Origin of the sequence: Bacillus sp. SJZ110, from assembly GCF_006715455.1 — a bacterium.
In the GTDB taxonomy this organism is placed as follows: domain Bacteria; phylum Bacillota; class Bacilli; order Bacillales; family Bacillaceae; genus Bacillus; species Bacillus subtilis.
On the sequence record NZ_VFNF01000002.1, the window covers coordinates 356,490 to 375,337 of the forward strand.

Genomic DNA, 18,848 nt, shown 5'->3' on the forward strand with positions numbered 1-18,848 from the left:
CGTGTGCATAAAAAGAGGGAGGCAATAAGGATGCAGAAACTGAATAAAAATGTGTACGATCACTATACTCGGTATCCAGAAAAAATTCTCCAATTCGGAGAAGGAAACTTTCTTCGGGGATTTGTTGATTGGCAGATTGATCAATTGAATCAACACGCTAATTTTAATGGGAGCGTGGCAGTTGTCCAGCCAAGAGGCTCAGAAAAAATCAAACGATTAAATCAGCAAGATGGATTATATACGCTTTTTTTACAAGGAATGAAAGACGGAGAAGCGGTAAACGAGCATATGATTATCAACTCAATCAGCCGGGGGATTGACCTGTTTTCTGATTATGAAGCATACAAAGAATTGGCATCAAGCGAAAGGCTTCGGTTTATCATCTCCAACACCACTGAGGCTGGGATTGTATGTGATGAAAAAGATCGTTTAGAGGATAGGCCGCAAAAAACATTCCCTGGGAAATTAACTGCATTTCTCTACTTCCGCTATCAGGCTTTTAAAGGAGATCAGACAAAAGGGTGTGTCCTAATCCCATGTGAGCTGATTGAGAACAACGGTGAAAAGCTGAAGGAAACGGTTCTTCATTATGCAGGTCTGTGGAAGCTGGAGGAAGGATTTACACAGTGGATTCATGAGGCTAATACATTTTGTAATAGTTTAGTAGACCGGATTGTTCCGGGTTTTCCCGTCGACAGCATTGATGAGATCACGGCGGATCTTGGCTATCAGGATGATTTGATAGTTGTGGGAGAGCAATATTATTTATGGGTTATCGAGGGGCCTGATTGGATTGGAAAAGAACTTCCCTTTGCGGCTGCAGGGCTCCATACAAAGATCGTCAGCGACCTCACCCCATACCGGACTAAAAAAGTAAGAATTTTAAATGGCGCTCATACAGCAATGACGCCAGTGGCTTTATTATACGGCTTAAAAACTGTTAGGGATGCTGTCGAGCATCCGGAAGTTGGGCGATTTATAAGAGAGCTGATTGACGACGAAATTCTTCCTGTTTTAAAAATGGAAGGTCTTTCTCAGTATGCTGACGATGTGCTGAACCGTTTTAAAAACCCATATATTAAGCATTACCTGGAAAGCATTGCATTGAACTCCGTTTCCAAATTCAAAACGAGAAACCTGCCGACTCTTAAGGAATATGCTGAACAAAAGGGACAGCTTCCTGAACGCTTGGTGTTTTCTTTCAGCGCTCTTCTGTATTTTTATCATGATAACGAGACATTGCAGGATGATCCGGCAGTTCTTCAATTTTTCAAAGAGGTTTGGTGTCAGGAGGATGGCGACATGCTTCGGATTGCATCAAGAGTGTTAGGCGAACAGCGGCTGTGGGGGGCAGATCTCAATGAGATACCGAAGCTGACTGATAGAGTCGCTGTTTACTTGAATCTTATTCATGAGCTGGGCATGCAGCGGGCTCTTGAACAATACTGCATACAAGGGGGAGAGGTACGTTGAAGTCGTTTATAAAGATTCATAAGCAAGATAATGTCCTTCTTGCTCTGCGGGATATCCAAAAGGGAGAGAGGCTGCATGCGGACGGCGTGTCGATTGAAGTAAAGGATGATATAAAAAGAGGCCACAAGATTGCATTGCAGCCTATTAAAGAAAATGACAGCATCATCAAGTACGGGTTTCCAATCGGTCATGCATCACAAGATATCTCGATCGGAGAGCATATTCATGTCCATAATACGAAAACAAACCTGTCTGATATCCAATCATACAGCTATACACCAAGATTTGATGAAAATCCGTATACTAATGAGAACCGGACGTTTAAAGGTTTTAGAAGAGAAAACGGAGATGCGGGTGTACGGAATGAATTGTGGATTGTCCCAACTGTCGGCTGTGTCAATGGAATAGCAGAAAAAATGCTGCAGCGTTTTGTCAGAGAAACAGGGGATATCGCTCCATTTGATAACGTACTGGTGTTAAAGCATCAATACGGATGCTCGCAGCTTGGCGATGATCACGAAAATACGAAGCAAATCCTGCTGAATGCCATTCGCCATCCAAATGCCGGCGGCGTCTTGGTGTTAGGGCTTGGCTGTGAAAACAATGAGCTGGCAAGAATGAAGGAAGCACTGCAAGATGTGAACTTGAAGCGGGTGAAGTTTCTGGAATCCCAGTCGGTGACCGACGAAATGGAGGTAGGCGTTGCTTTGCTGAAGGAAATTCATGAAGCGGCCAAAGGAGATAAGAGAGAAGACATTCCGCTGTCTGAACTGAAGATCGGGCTGAAATGCGGAGGTTCGGACGGTTTTTCCGGCATAACCGCAAACCCGCTGCTAGGCCGTTTTTCTGATTATCTCATTGCACAGGGAGGGAGCACGGTGCTGACGGAAGTACCGGAAATGTTCGGCGCAGAAACCATCCTGATGCAGCGGGCTGCCAATGAAGAAGTGTTTCATAAGATAGTCCAATTAATCAATGATTTTAAACAATATTTTATCAAACATGATCAGCCGGTGTACGAAAATCCTTCACCGGGCAACAAAGCGGGCGGCATTTCTACACTTGAGGATAAATCGCTGGGCTGTACGCAAAAAGCGGGGATTTCTCTTGTCACGGATGTCTTGAAATACGGGGAAGTGCTCAAGACAAGAGGGCTGACGCTTTTGAGCGCGCCAGGCAATGATTTGATCGCCTCCTCCGCATTGGCGGCGGCCGGCTGCCAAATTGTCCTCTTTACAACGGGGAGAGGCACGCCGTTTGGCACCTTTGTCCCGACGGTGAAAGTAGCGACAAACACCGAGCTGTATGAAGCGAAGCCGCATTGGATTGATTTTAACGCAGGCCTTTTAGCAGAGGATGATGTTCATGAGGAATATGTGCTGCGTGAGTTTATCCACTATATGATTGAGGTGGCAAGCGGCCAGCTTGTGAACCATGAAAAAAATGATTTCAGAGAACTCGCCATTTTTAAATCGGGTGTGACGCTATAATAAGAAAAGGCTATCCTTCAAGCGCAGATAGCCTTCTTCATTAAATCAATTTTAAACCGCTGACTAAAATAATGGACGCCATAATAAATTGCAGCGGACGCGGGGAGAATCGAGGCGAAAGATGGCTTCCGATCAGCACGCCGGGAATTGAACCAATGAGCAGATTAGCTGCCAGCATGTAATCCACGCTTCCGAAGCTAGCGTTCAAAATGCCTGCTGCCGTAACAAGAAGAAATGCATGCGCGATATCGGTTCCGACAATCTGTGACGCTTTCATGTTAAATAAGTAAATCATGGCAATTGCAAATAATGAGCCGGAACCGATTGATGTTAAGCCGACGATAAACCCAAACACAACACCAATAAGAATCGTCAGCGCCCGCTTATTTTCAAGCGGCATCAGCTGCCAGCGGTTGGGACGAAGTTTTCTATCCAAAAACAAACGAACGATGATTGAAATGGCAACCAGCGTTAACACATATCCTAGAGCGTGCTTAATAATTTCTTCCTGATGCTGGTGAAAGGCGGGGAACAAATGCAAGATGCCAATGGCTAGCGAAGCACTCGGAATACTGCCGATGGCTAAGTATTTTACCAATTTAAAGTTAATCGTTTTCTGCCGCCAATGGGAGGCAACGCCAAAGAGCTTTGTGATCGAGTTATATACAAGATCTGTACCGACCGCGATGGAAGGATTAATTCCAAGCACAATTAAAAGGGGAGTTAATAAGGCCGCTCCACCCACTCCCGTCAATCCGACTAAGGCTCCGACAAACAAACCCATCAATATGATGCTTACACTCATGATAAAGGCCTCCTGAAAACCCGACTATTTTTATCAGATTATATATGATTAGGACGCGTTAATCAATTAAATTTTTTGAATTTTTGTACGTTAGCTGCTTGAAATTTTGGTATGCTCAATATCTCTATTCATTTGCCCTATAATGAGTGTCTGGACGAAATCGAGAAGTACTAAAGGCGCAAAAAAAAGATACCTCTTAACAGGTATCTTTTTGCTTGTTTACGCTACATGCGCTGCTGATAGAAAGGAAGCTCAGTGTGACCCATTTCCCGCACATACACGAACAGGTTGCCTTTATGGTGAATTTCATGCTCCATTGCAAGCTGAAGCAGCGCGCGGCCTGTGACTTTTCTGCCGAAAGCGGATGTCAGATCAATTTCTCTGTCCAGCTGCTCTTCAGTCAGCTGTTCAAGGATAGCGGCCGTTTTTTCTGTATATGTTTTTGCCAGAACATTGAGATCTGTTTCTGTTTCTTCCTGCTTGTTTTGAAATGGTGAGGCATTGCCTTCCTTAATGACATTTGCGAACAAGTGGAAAGACGTAAGAATGTGTTTGACCAGCTCTTCTGCTGACATTGATGTTTCTGCCGGTTTGTAGCTGTAATGGTCTTTGCTGATTTTTTCGGCAAGCTCATTGGTCACGTTTCGATGGGATAAAAAATGGCTGACAATTTGATTGGATTGGCTCATTATGATCTCCTCCATATGTAAAAATAAATGGTGCAATGAAATCCTATATCAACGGTTATGAATTCACAAGTAATATGCTGTGGGATGAAACAAAATGCTATGTCAATCGTATATATAACGTTCACAAAACATGAAATGGAGTATAAACATGACTAACATACCTTTCATTTATCAGTACGAAGAAAAAGAGAATGAAAGAGCTGCGGCGGGCTACGGCACTTTCGGTTACCTTATCACACGGATTGAAGAAACGCTTTATGATCAATACGGTGTATTCTATGAGCTCTATGCCAGTGATGATCCAAATACGGAATACTGGGAGCTTCTTGTAGAAGATGTCCGCAGCGGTTCATTGGAGCCTGAGCATGTGGCATATATATTTGAAAAGCTTGAAAAGAAAACCTTTGCTTACGATGAAGATGAGAAAGAACCGGATTATACCGTCCATAAGTCTATAAGAAACAGTGTATACGCGTATCCCGAAAAGGGAGTTGCTTTTGCCAGAATTCCATATTTTCAAGATGGGAGCATTATGAGTTTTGATTGTCTGTTTGCGGTTAACGATGAAAGGATGCGTGCATTTCTGGAGGGAGTCAGACCGCGTCTTTGGGAAAAAAGCAAGCGGAAAGTGACCGTGTTTACGGATGGAGATGGAGGGACTTCAAGAGAGCAGGAAGCCATTGTCAGAGAGGTTCAGCGAAGTCAAGTCATCATGAATCCGCTATTGAAAAAGGAGATATACAGATCAATTGATCAGTTTTTTCATAGTGATAAATCGTTTTATCAAACATATGACATCCCTTACAAGCGCGGCATTCTGTTATATGGACCTCCTGGAAACGGAAAGACGACGTTAGTGAAGTCGATCGCAGGCAGTATCGATGCACCTGTTGCTTATTGGCAAATTACTGAATTTACGTCGAGCGAGACAATAGAAGAAGTCTTTCAGGCAGCGAGACGCCTCGCTCCTGCAGTACTGGTTATCGAGGATATAGATTCGATGCCGGAAGATGTGCGGTCCTTTTTTCTCAATACGCTGGACGGCGCGACATCAAAAGAGGGGCTATTTCTCATCGGTACGACAAACTATCCCGAAGAGATCGATCCAGGTTTGATGAATCGTGCAGGGCGATTTGACCGTGCCTATGAAATCGGGCTTCCGGATGAAGAGCTGCGGCTGGAATATATGAAAATGAGAGGCTTTGGCATCTTTTTGAGTGAAGGAGAAATAAAAAACGCCGCAAAACTTACAGAAGGCTTTTCCTTTGCACAGCTGGGAGAATTATATGTATCTTCAGCCCTTCAATGGCACCAAGAAGGGAATCACCATATTGAAACCATGGTGAAAGACATGACAGGAGAGCAAAGAAAAAGCCAGCGGGGAAGCTGGATGGAAAGAAACAAAGTCGGTTTTCACTAAAAGAAAGCACGGGTGTTTGAAAAACCCGTGCTTTTTTGTTGCGGTTAGCCGAAATTCGACAATTGCGGTTATTTTGCGTTCTTCTTTTTCTTGTAAATATGATAAAATATGACATATCTCGGGTAATTCAAAAGGGGGGATTAATTGAGGATGAAGCAGACGATTCCGTCCTCTTATGTCGGGCTTAAAATTAATGAATGGTATACTCATATCCGGCAGTTCCACGTCGCTGAAGCCGAACGGGTCAAGCTCGAAGTAGAAAGAGAAATTGAGGATATGGAAGAAGACCAAGATTTGCTGCTGTATTATTCTTTAATGGAGTTCAGGCATCGTGTCATGCTGGATTACATTAAGCCTTTTGGAGAGGACACGTCGCAGCTAGAGTTTTCAGAATTATTAGAAGACATCGAAGGGAATCAGTACAAGCTGACAGGGCTTCTCGAATATTACTTTAATTTTTTTCGAGGAATGTATGAATTTAAGCAGAAGATGTTTGTCAGTGCCATGATGTACTATAAACGGGCAGAAAAGAATCTTGCCCTCGTCTCGGATGATATTGAGAAAGCCGAGTTTGCTTTTAAAATGGCTGAGATTTTTTATAATTTAAAACAAACCTATGTTTCGATGAGCTACGCCGTTCAGGCATTAGAAACATACCAAATGTATGAAACGTACACCGTCCGCAGAATCCAATGTGAATTCGTTATTGCAGGTAATTATGATGATATGCAGTATCCAGAAAGAGCATTGCCCCACTTAGAACTGGCTTTAGATCTTGCAAAGAAAGAAGGCAATCCCCGCCTGATCAGTTCCGCCCTGTATAATCTCGGAAACTGCTATGAGAAAATGGGTGAACTGCAAAAGGCAGCCGAATACTTTGAGAAATCTGTTTCTATTTGCAAGTCGGAAAAGTTCGATAATCTTCCGCATTCTATCTACTCTTTAACACAAGTTCTGTATAAACAAAAAAATGACGCCGAAGCGCAAAAAAAGTATCGTGAAGGATTGGAAATCGCCCGTCAATACAGTGATGAATTATTTGTGGAGCTTTTTCAATTTTTACATGCGTTATACGGAAAAAACATTGACACAGAATCGGTCTCACACACCTTTCAATTTCTTGAAGAACATATGCTGTATCCTTATATTGAAGAGCTGGCGCATGATGCTGCCCAATTCTATATAGAAAACGGACAGCCCGAAAAAGCACTTTCATTTTATGAGAAAATGGTGCACGCACAAAAACAAATCCAGAGAGGAGATTGTTTATATGAAATCTAAATGGATGTCAGGTTTGTTGCTCGTTGCGGTCGGGTTCAGCTTTACTCAGGTGATGGTTCATGCAGGTGAAACAGCAAACACAGAAGGGAAAACATTTTATATTGCGGCACGCAATCAAACATAATGCATAAAAAAAGACCCTTAGGGGTCTTTTTTATTTCTTCAGCTTCCATTCTTTTATCGTCAGCTCAGAAGATCCACTTGCCACCAGCGGATCCGCATGGCCGATTTCCGCTGCCTCTTCCAGTGAATCTGCTTCGATGACATACGCTCCGCCTGTGGCGTCGCTAAATGGCCCAAACATTTTTAAACGTTTTTCTGCTTGTAAACGATCCAGAAATTCATAGTGCCCAGCCACATGCTCCTGATTAAATTTCTCCGTTCTCATTGTCAGCATTAAATATGTATACATATTCAGACCCTCCGTGAACTTCAGTTTAACACATTTATCCATATTACGGTGATAGATGATATGAGCTTTTCGTCCTACTAATGCCACCTATTTATGAAAAAAGAAAAGGAGAGATGATAGGTGAGCATTCCAGTAAAGAAAAATTTGGTTTCTGAGGCGAAATACGCGTTGAAGTGTCCTAATGCAATGTCCGCTGAATACATTACCATTCACAACACGGCAAACGATGCGTCAGCGGCCAATGAAATCAGCTATATGATCGGGAACACAAGCTCGACAAGCTTTCATTTTGCGGTCGATGATCAAGAGGTGATTCAAGGTCTGCCGCTTAACCGAAACGCTTGGCACACAGGTGACGGCACAAACGGTCCGGGAAACCGCAAATCAATCGGTGTTGAGATTTGCTACAGCAAATCGGGAGGCCCGAAGTATGAGGCAGCTGAAGCCTTGGCGATTTCATTTGTTGCACAGCTTTTGAAGGAGCGCGGCTGGGGCATCGATCGTGTGAGAAAGCACCAGGACTGGAACGGAAAGTATTGCCCGCACCGCATTTTATCAGAGGGGCGCTGGGATCAAGTGAAGGCGGCAATTGAAAAGGAATTAAACGGTGGCGTATCAGCTAAAAAAGCTGCAGTCTCTTCTTCAGCGTCTGTATATCATGTGAAAAAAGGCGACACATTGTCAGGGATTGCCGCATCACACGGAGTCAGTGTGAAAACGCTGCAAAGCATCAATCATATTACTGACCCGAATTACATTAAAGTCGGACAAGTGATCAAACTGCCTCAGACGGCATCTGCTTCTAAAAGCCATGCCGCATTCTCATATCCGCTCCCATCCGGCGTGATCAAAGTGACAAGCCCGCTGACGAAAGGGACAAAAGTAAAGCAGGTGCAGACCGCTTTAGCCGCTCTTTATTTTTATCCTGATAAAGGAGCGAAAAATCACGGCGTTGACGGCGTTTATGGCCCGAAAACAGCAAATGCAGTGAAACGTTTTCAGTCTGTCAGCGGTTTAACGGCTGATGGGATTTACGGTCCGAAAACGAAAGCGAAGCTGGAGGAAAAGCTGTAAATGAAAAGACGGAAGCTGTGAAGCTTCCGTCTTTTTATCTTACATACAGACTGCGGCAAGCACCTTTTGAATATCATAAATGCTCTCATCTTTTTTAAACTGCTTTGAGACAGCGGGGAGCTCTGCGCCGGAGATCCAAATTTTCAGCTCTGAATCGAGGTCAAAGCGGCCGGCCGTTTCCACGCTGAATCTGGAAATGCTTTTGTACGGAATCGATTGAAACTCCGTTTTCTTGCCTGTGATTCCCTGCTTGTCCACAAGAATAAGCCGCTTGTCAGTGAAGACAATCAAATCGCGAACCAGCTTAAACGCGGCTTCAACCTTCTCACCCTCAAGTAAAATATAAGCAAGCTCTTCTTTTACAGCAGCCGTTGACAGTGTTGACGCATTGCCGAGTAATCCATCAATAAACCCCATCATATACCTCCTCTGCGTATTCTATCAAATCATACTATAAAAAAGGTTTTCATTCATGGATGAGTAGAGTAAACTTGTGCTGACTGGTAAAGGGGGCGTTCAAAATGAAAGATATGTATGACAGCTTTGCGGCCCTTTCTGCTTCTGAGTCGGAGTACCGGATTATTTATGAGGAGAAAAACGGAAGTGAGCTTATCGTCCTCGGTCCCCACGGCGGCAGAATTGAGCCTGGCGTCAGTGAACTGGTGCGGGCATTTTCGGATCGATGCTCCATCTATTTGTTTGAGGGTGTAAAACAGCGAAACAATCGTTCCTTGCATCTCACCAGCATTCGTTTTGATGAGCCGCTGGCTTTAGAAAAAGTAAATGACCACCATTACGCATTAGCGTTTCACGGGTATTATGATCCAAACATCCCGCATACTTTGGTCGGCGGGGCTGATCGAAAAAAAGCCAAGCTCATTTGTGAGCGTCTGAATGAAGCGGGTTTTAGCGCCGAGCTAACTAATGAGAAAGACCGCCTGGCAGGTGTACACCCAAGCAATATTGTCAATCGGACGAAAAGAGAAATGGGGCTGCAATTGGAGGTGAGCACGGCACAAAGAAACGCGCTGTTCTGCAATTTTGGGTGCCGTGATAAAAGCTACATACAAAACGACTTGTTTGATCGATATGTGGAAGCCGTCAAGCTTGGCTTTTATACATAAAACGAAACGGGACCTGCACTGTCAGCCTATTCCTTCATACGCTGGGATTGTGCGAAAGTGTAGGGAGGAATGATTCATGTTTTATCATATAAAAGAGCTTCAATATCAAGCAAAGCCAGCTCATCCCGATCCGGTTTATGCGAAAAAACTTCAAGAGGTGCTCGGCGGCCAATTCGGTGAAATTAGCGTCATGATGCAGTATTTGTTTCAAGGGTTTAACTGCAGGGCGGATGCTAAGTATAAAGATTTGTTATATGATGTGGGTACCGAAGAGATCGGGCACGTAGAAATGCTGGCAACGATGATTTCCAGGCTTCTGGACAATGCACCCGCGGATGTACAGGAGGATGCTTATAAAAGCAATCCTGCTATCGCAGCAGTCATGTCAGGGATGAATCCTCAGCACGCGATTGTGTCCGGATTGGGGGCGATGGCATCAGATAGTGAGGGCTATCCGTGGAATGCAAAATACATTATCTCAAGCGGAAACCTGCTGGCCGATTTTCGCGCTAACTTAAATGCGGAGGCCCAAGGACGCCTTCAGGTGACACGGCTTTATGCCATGACCGATGATCCAGGGGTAAGAGATATGCTGTCATTTTTGATTGCAAGGGATACCTATCATCAAAATATGTGGTACGCGGCCATTAAAGAGCTGGAGGAAAGAGAACGGGATATTGTCGTCCCGACGACGTTTCCACGTGAGCTCGAAAAGCAAGAAGTCTCCTATGATTTGTTTAACTTTTCCAGGGGGGATGAAAGCTCGCAAGGAAGATGGGCACATGGGGAAGCCTTTGACGGCCGGGGTGAATTCAGGTATATCCCGGCTCCGATTGCGTTCGCATCTGCGCCTCATCTTAAACCGGCGCCCATGTGGCTGCATAATACAGTTCCCCCAATGTCGAAATGTTAGGTTCTCTTCTGGGCTGAGGAATATATCCTTAGCCCGTATTTGATCAGATGTTTTTGCCAATATGATATAACGCTTTTTCCTCAGCCACCTGCAAGTGCTGCTGATCGCCTTCCTCGTACGCATTTGGCCGCTTGTGAGATAATAAATAAGCGAGCCGCTTCTGAAATTGAATACCTGCTTTACGCCGTTCAAACATGTCAAGCCTTTTATCAGCAAATTCCTTTGTTACCCGGAATACCGCCGCAATTGTGGCGAGTGCCTGGCTTCTCCATTGCGGCAGTTCCATCTGCAACAGCATAAAGGTTGGCACACAGAAGTGGTACATAAATTGATTTGCCTGGAATTCTTGAAGCTCTCTGAAGAGCTTGTTCATCTGAAAATGATTGCCTGCATGCTTTAACACGTGGCACAGCTCATGGCCAAAATCCTCCCATTGCTCTTCCCGTGACTTTTTTTGGTTCAATACGATACTGTACATGCCGTCGTATTTCACCATCATGCTCCCCATATCCTCAAAATGCACCCAAATATCCAGATCCTTTGCGATTTTCAGCATGTCAATGTGATGAGGGGATGTGATGCCCAGCCGGCCGTATAAATTTTTAACGTATTCTTCCAGATGTGATAAGTAATCGCCCAATTGAATACTCCCTTTCGAACATTTGTTCTGTTTTTAGCGAGAAAGAAAAGCCCGTATAGGACTGGAAAGTAGTGTAGAAATCTTTCCCTTTTCTTTAAAAAATAAACACTTTTTTCTTTATATCGGTCTACTTTTTATATGTTTTAGAGAACAGAGAACGATTTATTTATTTTTCGGTTTGCGGTTTTTCTCTTTTTCTTTTAAATAGTTGATAAATTCGATGGCCTGCTGTTTGCTTTCTGGGGAAAAATCCTGCATATCGCGGTATGCAAGCTGCAGGTCCGGATCTGAGAACATATCGTCATCGGATTTTTTGTCTTTTCCCGTTAATAAGTAATCAGTCGTTACTTGAAAGTAATCAGCCAGCTTTTGGAGTGTGTCGTAATCAGGTTCGCTTCGCCCATTTTCATAGTGGGAATATCGTGCCCGTGACACACCGATGTGTGATGCGATTTCTTCCTGTGTCCTTTTCCCTCTGAGACTCTTCAATCTGCCGCCTATCATACTATGACCTCTCTTTTTTAAACTCCCTACGTTACTTATGATTATAGATACAATATGTATCAAAATAAAGTTATGATAAAAAAAGTATCAAAAATAACTTGATGATACAGTTCGTATCGTTTATACTTGGTAACAGTTGATACGAAATGTATCGAAAACAAACCAGGAGAGTGATCACATGTATCCAATCCAAATTGTTTTTAGTGAAAATCCCATAGATCAGCGCCATCTCGGACAATCCGGCGGCACCATTTCGTTTACGGCATGCGGCCTTCCGGTGTTCCACTTTGAAACGCAAGAGCAGTTTCAAGCATACATGATGTTAAAGGGAGAAGCGGCGTACAATGAAAAACGATAAAAGCTATCCTTTTCCGACGTATTCAGGGTTATTGAATTCAGAACATTATGACAAAATTGGCCCGGCGCTATGGCTGTTTCTCTGGTTTATCAGCTCAACAACAAAAGAAATCGAAAAAGACGGCGTAAGCTGGGGCATCGTACTCGGCCATAAGCCGTTAAAAGCGAGAGAAATGGCGGCAGTCTTCGGCGTAAGTGAAAAAACCGTCAGAAGATGGCTGGAGCTTCTCGAAAACCATGATTACATAAAGGCCGTCCGTGCGCCATACGGACTGATGATTTCGGTCAAGCATTCCAAAAAATTCAGCTTCAGATCGGACAATACTGTACACGGGAGTCTAAAAGAACGGCCATTTTCGCCGCAGACACCGGACACAAACGACCGTACAGATATAGATAAAACAAACAAATATACTGCTGCTGATGATGCAGTGGATCACATTGCGAAGCGGTTTACACAATTACGGTCGGCTCAAGAAGGACGCACCGTGTATCCTTCCTCAAGAGATTATCAAGCCATCGCCCGCATTGTTGCCATCGGCGTTCCTGTCACGCAAACAATCAAATGGCTTGAAGAATGCTTTCAGGCTTTTGAAAACCGGCGGACCGCCGCTTCTGAAACAATCAAGGCTTTTCGCTACTGCTCGAAATTCATTGAAGACAGATTTTTCGCGCAGCAAGCCAAAAAGAATGCCGCAATTCAGCATGAGAGGATGAAAAAACATGACAAAACGAACAATCGAACAGATTTTGGACGAGCTGAGAAGAGGGAGACGTCCATTACTGGCGGACAAACCGGCCGAATCAGACGCAAGCAGGTATGATTGCCTGCGCTGCAAGGATCAGGGAGGTTATCTCGTCAGGCAGAATGGCCTGGAAGTCTGGACGATGTGCAGCTGCATGGCAGAACGGAAAGTGAAGCGGCTGCTGGGTGCAAGTGAGATTACCCACGCTTTCAGACAGCTCGGCTTCAAGGAATTCCGCACGGAGGGAAAGCCGCAGGCCATAAAAGACGCATTTGAGTGTACAAAAGAGTATGTTGCCGATTATGAACAAATCAAGGATTGCCGAAAAAACAGCATTGCCCTTTTAGGACAGCCCGGATCAGGGAAAACACACCTTTTGACTGCCGCTGCCAACGAATTAATGAGAACATGCTATGTGCCTGTCATTTATTTTCCGTTCGTGGAAGGCTTTACTGATCTGAAAAATGATTTTGCCCTATTAGAAGCGAAGCTGAACCGGATGAAGCAGGCGGATGTGCTGTTCATAGATGACCTGTTTAAACCGGTTAACGGCAAACCCCGCGCTACAGATTGGCAATTAGAGCAAATGTATTCGGTACTCAATTATCGCTACTTAAATCATAAACCGATTTTGCTTTCGAGCGAGCTGACAATTGAAGGACTTGTACGGGTCGATGAAGCGCTCGGCACGAGAATCTATGAGATGTGCAGTGACTATTTAGTGATTATCAAAGGAGCAGCCTACGAGCTTAACCATAGATTGGAGGGCGTCAGATAATGTGTAAGCTTTGTCAAACAAAGAAAGTCATTGTGGAACATACCGGTATTGGAGTCGTTTTTCATCCATGTCCGAACTGCCGGTCCGGCACTGACTTAACGCCTGTCATTCAAAAGCTGGAGCAAATGCTGACAGCGGGAAAAGCGAGGCTGAATATCTATGATTAAACAGCTGACTGCACTAATCGCTTTGCTGTTTCGGGCAAAGCGAACAGAAAAAAACATTGAACAATGGTATAAGGACGACGGGAAGTGAAAGTGTTGGCAAAGACAAAACAGGCAGAGAAAAGCCCTGCGCCGTGGCGTGCTGTCCCGTGCGGGGATACGAAACCGATCTATATTTATTCAGCTTACAGTGAAGAAGAAAAAGAAAGATTCCCATATTCAAACGGACGGCTGATTGCCGCTGTATTTGACCTCAGCTCTTATTCGCAAAAAAGCAATGCCGCTTTGATGGCCGCTGCGCCTGAATTGCTGGAAGCGTCTAAAGCAGCTCTTGATTTTCTGAAAGGGAATTCTGTTCATTCAAAGGAGCGCATCATTCAGCTATTAGAAAAAGCTGAAGCAAGCGCTGCACCGAAAAGGGGAGGAAATAAAACATGATTCATCCTAAAAAACTGCTGCATATCGATTCCATCACGCTTAAGAGCCAGCTGGAGGAAGGGAAAATCCGTGTCATTATTGTGGATGGCATCAAGCAAGAAGCATGGATCACAGAAGCGCCGGAGCATGGAAAAACGCTCGTCGAAACAAGAAAGGGCGATCTTGCCCGTGTGGAATTTGAAATCGGCTACAAATTAAATTAAAGCGAAAACAGAATACGTCCAAGACGGAAAGCCTGCGGACACTGATCAACTGCACAGCATTTGTGCGTTGATTGGTGTCCGTTTTTTATTTGCCAAAAATGAGGAGGATCATAGAATGCAAGACTTACTATTTGAATATAAACGCACGCTCAAACAAACAAGAAACCAATATAAACCGCTCGCTGAGGCAGATGAATCCGTGCTCTCAGCTGAAGAGCTGAAGGATAAAAAAATCATCAGAAATATGATTACTGATCTTGAATATGTAACAGAATGGCTTGAAAAAGGAAGGCAGCCCGGCATCAGACGGGCGATTGACCGGCGTGATGCCTACCAGCGGCTGATGATCAAAGACCCGAGAATCATCGAATCATTTTCCAGCGCTATGATGTTTGAGCCGGACGGACAGGTATCAGAAGAAGACAGAGAGAAAATTCGAGAAGCATTAGCCCTGTTAACGGACAGAGAAAAGGAAATGTTTTTGCTGCATAAGGTAGAATGTTTTTCTTATGAACGGATCGCCGATCTTCTCGGCGTGAAAAAATCGACAGTGCAAACGACGATTAAACGGGCGAGTTTAAAGATGCAAAGACAGCAGGAAGACATGAATCGATCACTTGCATGAAAGCTTGTCATACGTTTGCCACCTATAAGTGAATAGAGCATGACACATAAGCGGCTGGCATGATCAGCCGCTTTTATGAATAAACAACCATGCTGGAGGTGGCGGTGATGCCGTAGCATGAAAACACAACAGCGCGAACAAGCATTAGCAATCTATCAACATCATCAAGGAAAGATCACAAATCGGGCGATTGCGGACACAATCGGTGTTTCCGCGAAAACAATCGGCATCTGGAAAAAACAAGACAAATGGAAAGAGGCCCTGTTTTCTGCGTCCAAAAACGAACAAAAACAGCGCCCTATAGACAACGATGAATTAAATGAACGCCAGCGGCTGTTTTGCCTGTATTACGTCAAAAGCTTCAATGCCACACAGTCAGCAATCAAAGCGGGCTATTCTCCGGACAGCGCTCATGTGACGGGCAGCCGGCTCTTAAAAAACGAAAAGGTTGCTGCTGAAATCAAACGCATTAAAAAAGAAATGGTCAATGAGATGTTTATTGAAGCGATGGATGTGCTGCAGGTTTATATCAAGATCGCGTTTGCGGATATTACGGACTATGTGACCTTTGGAAAAAAAGAGGTCCAGGCTGTCGGGAAATCGGGTCCGCTGTTTGATGAAGATGATAACCCGATTATGAAGGAAGTCAGCTTTGTCGATGTCAAAGACTCGGGGCTCGTTGACGGCACCATTGTAACGGAAGCAAAGCTTGGCAAAGAAGGCATTGCCATCAAGCTTGCAGATAAAATGAAGGCGCTTGAGAAGCTGTCCTTATATTTTGATTTGTTTCCAGATCAATTTAAACAAAAAATTGAAAATGAGAAATTGAAGCTTGCCAAACAAAAAGCGGAGAAAACAGATGACAGCCAGGAGCCGATTGAAATTATGATCAAACGAAAAGAGGGCAAGTCATGATTGTAAAAGAAATCAACCCTCATTTCGAAGATTACGTGTTCAATTGGGAGCAGACGTACCAATTTCTCGTCGGCGGCTACGGCTCCTCCAAAAGCTATCATACCGCATTGAAAATCGTGCTAAAGCTGCTGAAGGAAAAACGGACGGCCCTTGTGATCCGGGAGGTGTTCGATACCCATCGGGATTCGACCTTCGCCTTGTTTCAAGAGGTGATCGAAGAGCTCGGTCTCACAAAGGCTGTGGCATCTCTTTCTTCCCCGCTGCAGCTGCGATTTCACAATGGCAGCCGGATCATGTTCAAAGGAATGGACAATCCGGCAAAATTAAAATCGGTTCATAACATTTCATTAATATGGATTGAAGAGTGCTCAGAGGTGAAGTATGAGGGGTTCAAGGAATTAATCGGACGTCTTCGCCATCCTGAGCTGAAGCTTCATATGATCTGTACCACCAATCCCGTCGGCACCTCCAATTGGACGTATAGGCATTTTTTTCGGGATGAACGCAAGAAACGGTTTGTGCTGGATGACAGCGAACTTTACGAAAAGCGGACAATTGTGAAGGGAGATACGTATTACCATCATTCCACCGCTAACGACAATCTTTTTCTCCCGGAAAGCTATCTGAAACAGCTTGACGGACTCAAAGAGTATGATCCTGACCTGTACCGGATTGCCCGCAAAGGACGATTCGGCGTCAACGGGATCAGGGTGCTGCCGCAGTTCGAGGTACTCCCGCATGATCAAGTGAAAAAATGTATCGCAGCCATCAGCAAGCCAATCTTTCGTACAGGCATGGATTTTGGATTCGAGGAATCCTATAATGCCGTCGTCCGGCTTGCTGTAGATCCTGAGAAAAAATACCTCTACATTTATTGGGAGTATTATCAAAACAAAATGACAGATGACAGGACGGCTGAGGAGCTGCGTGAGTTTATTGAGACACAGGAATTGATCAAAGCCGACTCGGCTGAGCCGAAAAGCATTCAATATTTCCGCCAGCAGGGCTTTCGGATGGTTGGAGCCAGAAAGTTTCCCGGCTCCAGGCTTCAATATACCAAAAAGGTAAAACGGTTCAAAAAAATCTTCTGTTCGGATCGCTGTGAAAATGTCATCTATGAGCTCAAGACACTTACGTATGCCAAAGATAAAAACGGAGCTCTGATTGAGGATGAATTCACGATTGACCCGCATACGCTTTCTGCCATTTGGTATGCGCTTGATGATTATGAGGTTGCTGATATGAAAGAGACAGCACACAAACGAATCCGGCCGAACCGAGAAAGGAGGAGGTCATAAATCATGCACAATCAAACAGTCAGAGCAACTGTATTTAAAGCCAATGCCGCGGCTCCTCAGACAAAGCAAATCTATGAAGATGACTTTTCTGAGCTGTACGGAGAGGACATTATCGCTCCGCCCTACAATATCATCGAGCTCAAAACCATTGCCGAATACTCGACTATTCTTCAGCAATGCATTGATGCGTACAGAGTGAATATTACAGGCTTTGGATTCGATGTTGAGTACACATTTGATGTCAACGCAAGTGATGTCGATCAGGCAAAAAAGAAAAGAGCGGAAAAAGACTGGGCCAGACTCGAAGCCTTTTATAAATGTCTTCACTTTGATGAATCAGCTGAAATGATTTTAGGCTATGCCATCGAAGACAGAGAAAAAACAGGCAACGGATTTATGGAAGTGCTTCGCGACGGGGCGGGAAAACCTGCCGGCATCGAATATTTAGATGTGAAATATATGCGTGTATGCGGAGCCGGCGAGCCTGTAGAGGTTTCATTTGTATATGAAGAAAACGGGAAAATGAAAAGGATCAAAAGGCAAAAACGCTTCCGAAAATATGTGCAGATGATCAATGGAAAGAAAGTGTTTTTTAAAGAATACGGCGATCCGCGAAAAATGGATATGCGCACAGGTGAATATGTAAACACATTGGCAGAGAAGTATCAAGCAAATGAAGCCATTCACCTCAAAATCGGAAGCGGCGTATACGGTGTACCCCGCTGGATCGGCAATATTGTCAATTTATACGGGGCCCGAAAAGCAGAAGAGCTCAATTTTATGTATTTTAAGCAGGGACGTCACGTCCCCGCTGCGATTACAGTGGAAAACGGGATGCTGTCTGAAGCTTCTTACCGGGAGCTGCAGGAATACATGAATGATCTTGAAGGTGTTGAAAACGCCCATAAATTTCTCCTGATCGAAGCGGAAGGAATCGCAAAAGAAAAGGATCTCCACGGAGGCGAGGATATTACGCCGGTTTCCGTGGAAATCAAATCCTTGGCTGAAATTCTCCAAAACGACGCCCTGTTTCTTGAATACGATGAAAAAAGCAGAAATAAGCTGCGTTCCGCGTTCCGTCTCCCGCCGCTGTATACAGGCGAGGCCCAGGAATACAACCGGGCGACAGCTGATACTGCTAGAAAAATTACGGAGGAGCAGGTTTTTCAGCCGGAGCGAAAAACGCTCGTGAATAAACTGAATACGCTGCTTTTGCCGGAGCTGAATATCCATGACGTCAGGCTGACATTAAAAGGACCAGACTTTCGTGATCCGCTTGAGATTGCAAAGGTGCTCGGTCCTTTTATTACAGCAGGAGCAGTCTCGCCGAATGATTTACGCGACCTTGCCGGACGGGTGCTTGGCAAAACACTGGAGGAGTGGCCGGAGGACATTTATAAACGGCCTGCAGGACAGGATGCGGAAAAGACAAACCTGACTGCGCTCATGCAGGAGTTGAAAGAAAGCATCGAAGATATCAAAACGTCCTGAAGGGAGGT

24 protein-coding genes are annotated in these 18,848 nt (G+C 44.5%); 18 read left to right on the top strand and 6 right to left on the bottom strand.

What is annotated here, in order from left to right; translation table 11 throughout:
• Positions 1 to 30 precede the first annotated feature (30 nt).
• Both FB592_RS07420 and FB592_RS07425 read left to right on the top strand, forming a co-directional pair.
• Positions 31 to 1,473, top strand: coding sequence for a tagaturonate reductase (locus FB592_RS07420; RefSeq protein WP_141949414.1), 1,443 nt, complete (start codon positions 31 to 33; stop codon positions 1,471 to 1,473).
• Positions 1,470 to 2,963, top strand: a complete 1,494-nt coding sequence (locus FB592_RS07425) for a UxaA family hydrolase (protein ID WP_141949415.1) — start codon at positions 1,470 to 1,472, stop codon at positions 2,961 to 2,963. The genes FB592_RS07420 and FB592_RS07425 overlap by 4 nt, the downstream gene beginning before the upstream one ends.
• A gap of 40 nt (positions 2,964 to 3,003) precedes the next feature.
• On the opposite strand, the gene FB592_RS07430 is transcribed toward FB592_RS07425, so the two are convergent.
• Together FB592_RS07430 and FB592_RS07435 are read right to left on the bottom strand one after the other, a co-directional pair.
• The gene (locus FB592_RS07430) at positions 3,004 to 3,768 is read right to left on the bottom strand and encodes a sulfite exporter TauE/SafE family protein (protein WP_014476525.1); all 765 of its coding nucleotides are present in this window, start codon (positions 3,766 to 3,768) and stop codon (positions 3,004 to 3,006) included.
• Positions 3,769 to 3,992: 224 nt separating this feature from the next.
• Positions 3,993 to 4,457: a DinB family protein gene (locus FB592_RS07435; protein WP_014479541.1), complete on the bottom strand. Its 465-nt coding sequence runs from the start codon at positions 4,455 to 4,457 to the stop codon at positions 3,993 to 3,995.
• A 148-nt stretch (positions 4,458 to 4,605) separates the two neighbouring features.
• On the opposite strand from FB592_RS07435, the gene yjoB reads away from it, so the two are divergent.
• The 3 genes from yjoB (at position 4,606) to phrA (ending at position 7,282) form a co-directional block, all read left to right on the top strand.
• Positions 4,606 to 5,877 carry an ATPase YjoB gene (yjoB, locus tag FB592_RS07440; protein WP_003232739.1) on the top strand — a complete coding sequence of 424 codons (1,272 nt, stop codon included), beginning with the start codon at positions 4,606 to 4,608 and terminating at the stop codon, positions 5,875 to 5,877.
• Positions 5,878 to 6,021: 144 nt separating this feature from the next.
• On the top strand, positions 6,022 to 7,158 hold the full coding sequence (gene rapA, locus FB592_RS07445) for a response regulator aspartate phosphatase RapA (RefSeq protein WP_015252291.1): 1,137 nt from the start codon (positions 6,022 to 6,024) through the stop codon (positions 7,156 to 7,158).
• Complete coding sequence (gene phrA / locus FB592_RS07450; RefSeq protein WP_141949416.1) at positions 7,148 to 7,282, top strand: phosphatase RapA inhibitor PhrA; 135 nt, start codon at positions 7,148 to 7,150, stop codon at positions 7,280 to 7,282. Before rapA ends, phrA begins: the two co-directional genes overlap by 11 nt.
• Positions 7,283 to 7,312: 30 nt before the next feature.
• On the opposite strand, the gene FB592_RS07455 is transcribed toward phrA, so the two are convergent.
• Positions 7,313 to 7,570, bottom strand: a complete 258-nt coding sequence (locus FB592_RS07455; RefSeq protein ID WP_003232731.1) for a YciI family protein — start codon at positions 7,568 to 7,570, stop codon at positions 7,313 to 7,315.
• Positions 7,571 to 7,690: 120 nt separating this feature from the next.
• On the opposite strand from FB592_RS07455, the gene FB592_RS07460 reads away from it, so the two are divergent.
• Positions 7,691 to 8,644, top strand: coding sequence for an N-acetylmuramoyl-L-alanine amidase (locus FB592_RS07460; protein ID WP_141949417.1), 954 nt, complete (start codon positions 7,691 to 7,693; stop codon positions 8,642 to 8,644).
• A gap of 39 nt (positions 8,645 to 8,683) precedes the next feature.
• Here FB592_RS07460 and FB592_RS07465 read toward each other — a convergent pair whose 3' ends face one another.
• Entirely contained in the window at positions 8,684 to 9,061 is a 378-nt protein-coding gene (locus FB592_RS07465; RefSeq protein ID WP_049140760.1) for a PH domain-containing protein, read from the bottom strand.
• A 104-nt stretch (positions 9,062 to 9,165) separates the two neighbouring features.
• Here FB592_RS07465 and FB592_RS07470 point away from each other — a divergent pair, with 104 nt between their 5' ends.
• On the top strand, positions 9,166 to 9,768 hold the full coding sequence (locus FB592_RS07470) for a poly-gamma-glutamate hydrolase family protein (protein WP_141949418.1): 603 nt from the start codon (positions 9,166 to 9,168) through the stop codon (positions 9,766 to 9,768).
• Between the two features lie 76 nt (positions 9,769 to 9,844).
• The gene (locus FB592_RS07475) at positions 9,845 to 10,681 is read left to right on the top strand and encodes a manganese catalase (protein WP_003245071.1); all 837 of its coding nucleotides are present in this window, start codon (positions 9,845 to 9,847) and stop codon (positions 10,679 to 10,681) included.
• Positions 10,682 to 10,724: 43 nt separating this feature from the next.
• On the opposite strand, the gene FB592_RS07480 is transcribed toward FB592_RS07475, so the two are convergent.
• Entirely contained in the window at positions 10,725 to 11,321 is a 597-nt protein-coding gene (locus FB592_RS07480; protein ID WP_003232721.1) for an ImmA/IrrE family metallo-endopeptidase, read from the bottom strand.
• Positions 11,322 to 11,483: 162 nt separating this feature from the next.
• Positions 11,484 to 11,825 (bottom strand): HTH-type transcriptional regulator Xre, encoded by a 342-nt coding sequence (xre, locus tag FB592_RS07485; protein WP_003232719.1) that lies wholly within the window; start codon positions 11,823 to 11,825, stop codon positions 11,484 to 11,486.
• Positions 11,826 to 12,003: 178 nt separating this feature from the next.
• Between xre and FB592_RS07490 the strand changes: the two genes are divergently transcribed.
• The 10 genes from FB592_RS07490 (at position 12,004) to FB592_RS07535 (ending at position 18,840) form a co-directional block, all read left to right on the top strand.
• On the top strand, positions 12,004 to 12,183 hold the full coding sequence (locus FB592_RS07490; protein ID WP_003232712.1) for a hypothetical protein: 180 nt from the start codon (positions 12,004 to 12,006) through the stop codon (positions 12,181 to 12,183).
• Positions 12,170 to 13,006, top strand: a complete 837-nt coding sequence (locus FB592_RS07495) for a phage-like element PBSX protein XkdB (protein ID WP_003245799.1) — start codon at positions 12,170 to 12,172, stop codon at positions 13,004 to 13,006. The genes FB592_RS07490 and FB592_RS07495 overlap by 14 nt, the downstream gene beginning before the upstream one ends.
• The gene (locus FB592_RS07500) at positions 12,906 to 13,706 is read left to right on the top strand and encodes an ATP-binding protein (RefSeq protein WP_010886492.1); all 801 of its coding nucleotides are present in this window, start codon (positions 12,906 to 12,908) and stop codon (positions 13,704 to 13,706) included. The genes FB592_RS07495 and FB592_RS07500 overlap by 101 nt, the downstream gene beginning before the upstream one ends.
• A complete protein-coding gene (locus tag FB592_RS07505; RefSeq protein WP_003245588.1) occupies positions 13,706 to 13,873 on the top strand; it encodes a hypothetical protein in 168 nt (55 codons plus the stop codon). The genes FB592_RS07500 and FB592_RS07505 overlap by 1 nt, the downstream gene beginning before the upstream one ends.
• A gap of 84 nt (positions 13,874 to 13,957) precedes the next feature.
• Positions 13,958 to 14,308 (top strand): phage-like element PBSX protein XkdD, encoded by a 351-nt coding sequence (gene xkdD, locus FB592_RS07510; protein ID WP_021479479.1) that lies wholly within the window; start codon positions 13,958 to 13,960, stop codon positions 14,306 to 14,308.
• Positions 14,305 to 14,511: a phage-like element PBSX protein XtrA gene (xtrA, locus tag FB592_RS07515; protein WP_014476537.1), complete on the top strand. Its 207-nt coding sequence runs from the start codon at positions 14,305 to 14,307 to the stop codon at positions 14,509 to 14,511. Before xkdD ends, xtrA begins: the two co-directional genes overlap by 4 nt.
• 115 nt (positions 14,512 to 14,626) lie before the next feature.
• Positions 14,627 to 15,136 carry a sigma-70 family RNA polymerase sigma factor gene (locus FB592_RS07520; RefSeq protein WP_101502029.1) on the top strand — a complete coding sequence of 170 codons (510 nt, stop codon included), beginning with the start codon at positions 14,627 to 14,629 and terminating at the stop codon, positions 15,134 to 15,136.
• A 117-nt stretch (positions 15,137 to 15,253) separates the two neighbouring features.
• Positions 15,254 to 16,051, top strand: coding sequence for a phage terminase small subunit (xtmA, locus tag FB592_RS07525; RefSeq protein WP_064671281.1), 798 nt, complete (start codon positions 15,254 to 15,256; stop codon positions 16,049 to 16,051).
• Positions 16,048 to 17,349 carry a PBSX family phage terminase large subunit gene (locus FB592_RS07530; RefSeq protein WP_019712462.1) on the top strand — a complete coding sequence of 434 codons (1,302 nt, stop codon included), beginning with the start codon at positions 16,048 to 16,050 and terminating at the stop codon, positions 17,347 to 17,349. The genes xtmA and FB592_RS07530 overlap by 4 nt, the downstream gene beginning before the upstream one ends.
• Positions 17,350 to 17,352: 3 nt before the next feature.
• Positions 17,353 to 18,840: a phage portal protein gene (locus FB592_RS07535; RefSeq protein ID WP_003232695.1), complete on the top strand. Its 1,488-nt coding sequence runs from the start codon at positions 17,353 to 17,355 to the stop codon at positions 18,838 to 18,840.
• Positions 18,841 to 18,848 lie beyond the last annotated feature (8 nt).

Coding starts and splice junctions, on each gene's coding strand:
- FB592_RS07520 (WP_101502029.1), top strand. CDS start 14,627: ATGCAAGACTTACTATTTGAATATAAACGCACGCTCAAACAAACAAGA.
- yjoB (WP_003232739.1), top strand. CDS start 4,606: ATGACTAACATACCTTTCATTTATCAGTACGAAGAAAAAGAGAATGAA.
- FB592_RS07495 (WP_003245799.1), top strand. CDS start 12,170: ATGAAAAACGATAAAAGCTATCCTTTTCCGACGTATTCAGGGTTATTG.
- FB592_RS07500 (WP_010886492.1), top strand. CDS start 12,906: ATGACAAAACGAACAATCGAACAGATTTTGGACGAGCTGAGAAGAGGG.
- FB592_RS07475 (WP_003245071.1), top strand. CDS start 9,845: ATGTTTTATCATATAAAAGAGCTTCAATATCAAGCAAAGCCAGCTCAT.
- FB592_RS07490 (WP_003232712.1), top strand. CDS start 12,004: ATGTATCCAATCCAAATTGTTTTTAGTGAAAATCCCATAGATCAGCGC.
- xtrA (WP_014476537.1), top strand. CDS start 14,305: ATGATTCATCCTAAAAAACTGCTGCATATCGATTCCATCACGCTTAAG.
- FB592_RS07535 (WP_003232695.1), top strand. CDS start 17,353: ATGCACAATCAAACAGTCAGAGCAACTGTATTTAAAGCCAATGCCGCG.
- FB592_RS07435 (WP_014479541.1), bottom strand. CDS start 4,457: ATGAGCCAATCCAATCAAATTGTCAGCCATTTTTTATCCCATCGAAAC.
- xtmA (WP_064671281.1), top strand. CDS start 15,254: ATGAAAACACAACAGCGCGAACAAGCATTAGCAATCTATCAACATCAT.
- FB592_RS07430 (WP_014476525.1), bottom strand. CDS start 3,768: ATGAGTGTAAGCATCATATTGATGGGTTTGTTTGTCGGAGCCTTAGTC.
- xre (WP_003232719.1), bottom strand. CDS start 11,825: ATGATAGGCGGCAGATTGAAGAGTCTCAGAGGGAAAAGGACACAGGAA.
- FB592_RS07455 (WP_003232731.1), bottom strand. CDS start 7,570: ATGTATACATATTTAATGCTGACAATGAGAACGGAGAAATTTAATCAG.
- FB592_RS07465 (WP_049140760.1), bottom strand. CDS start 9,061: ATGGGGTTTATTGATGGATTACTCGGCAATGCGTCAACACTGTCAACG.
- FB592_RS07530 (WP_019712462.1), top strand. CDS start 16,048: ATGATTGTAAAAGAAATCAACCCTCATTTCGAAGATTACGTGTTCAAT.
- FB592_RS07470 (WP_141949418.1), top strand. CDS start 9,166: ATGAAAGATATGTATGACAGCTTTGCGGCCCTTTCTGCTTCTGAGTCG.
- FB592_RS07505 (WP_003245588.1), top strand. CDS start 13,706: ATGTGTAAGCTTTGTCAAACAAAGAAAGTCATTGTGGAACATACCGGT.
- phrA (WP_141949416.1), top strand. CDS start 7,148: ATGAAATCTAAATGGATGTCAGGTTTGTTGCTCGTTGCGGTCGGGTTC.
- FB592_RS07420 (WP_141949414.1), top strand. CDS start 31: ATGCAGAAACTGAATAAAAATGTGTACGATCACTATACTCGGTATCCA.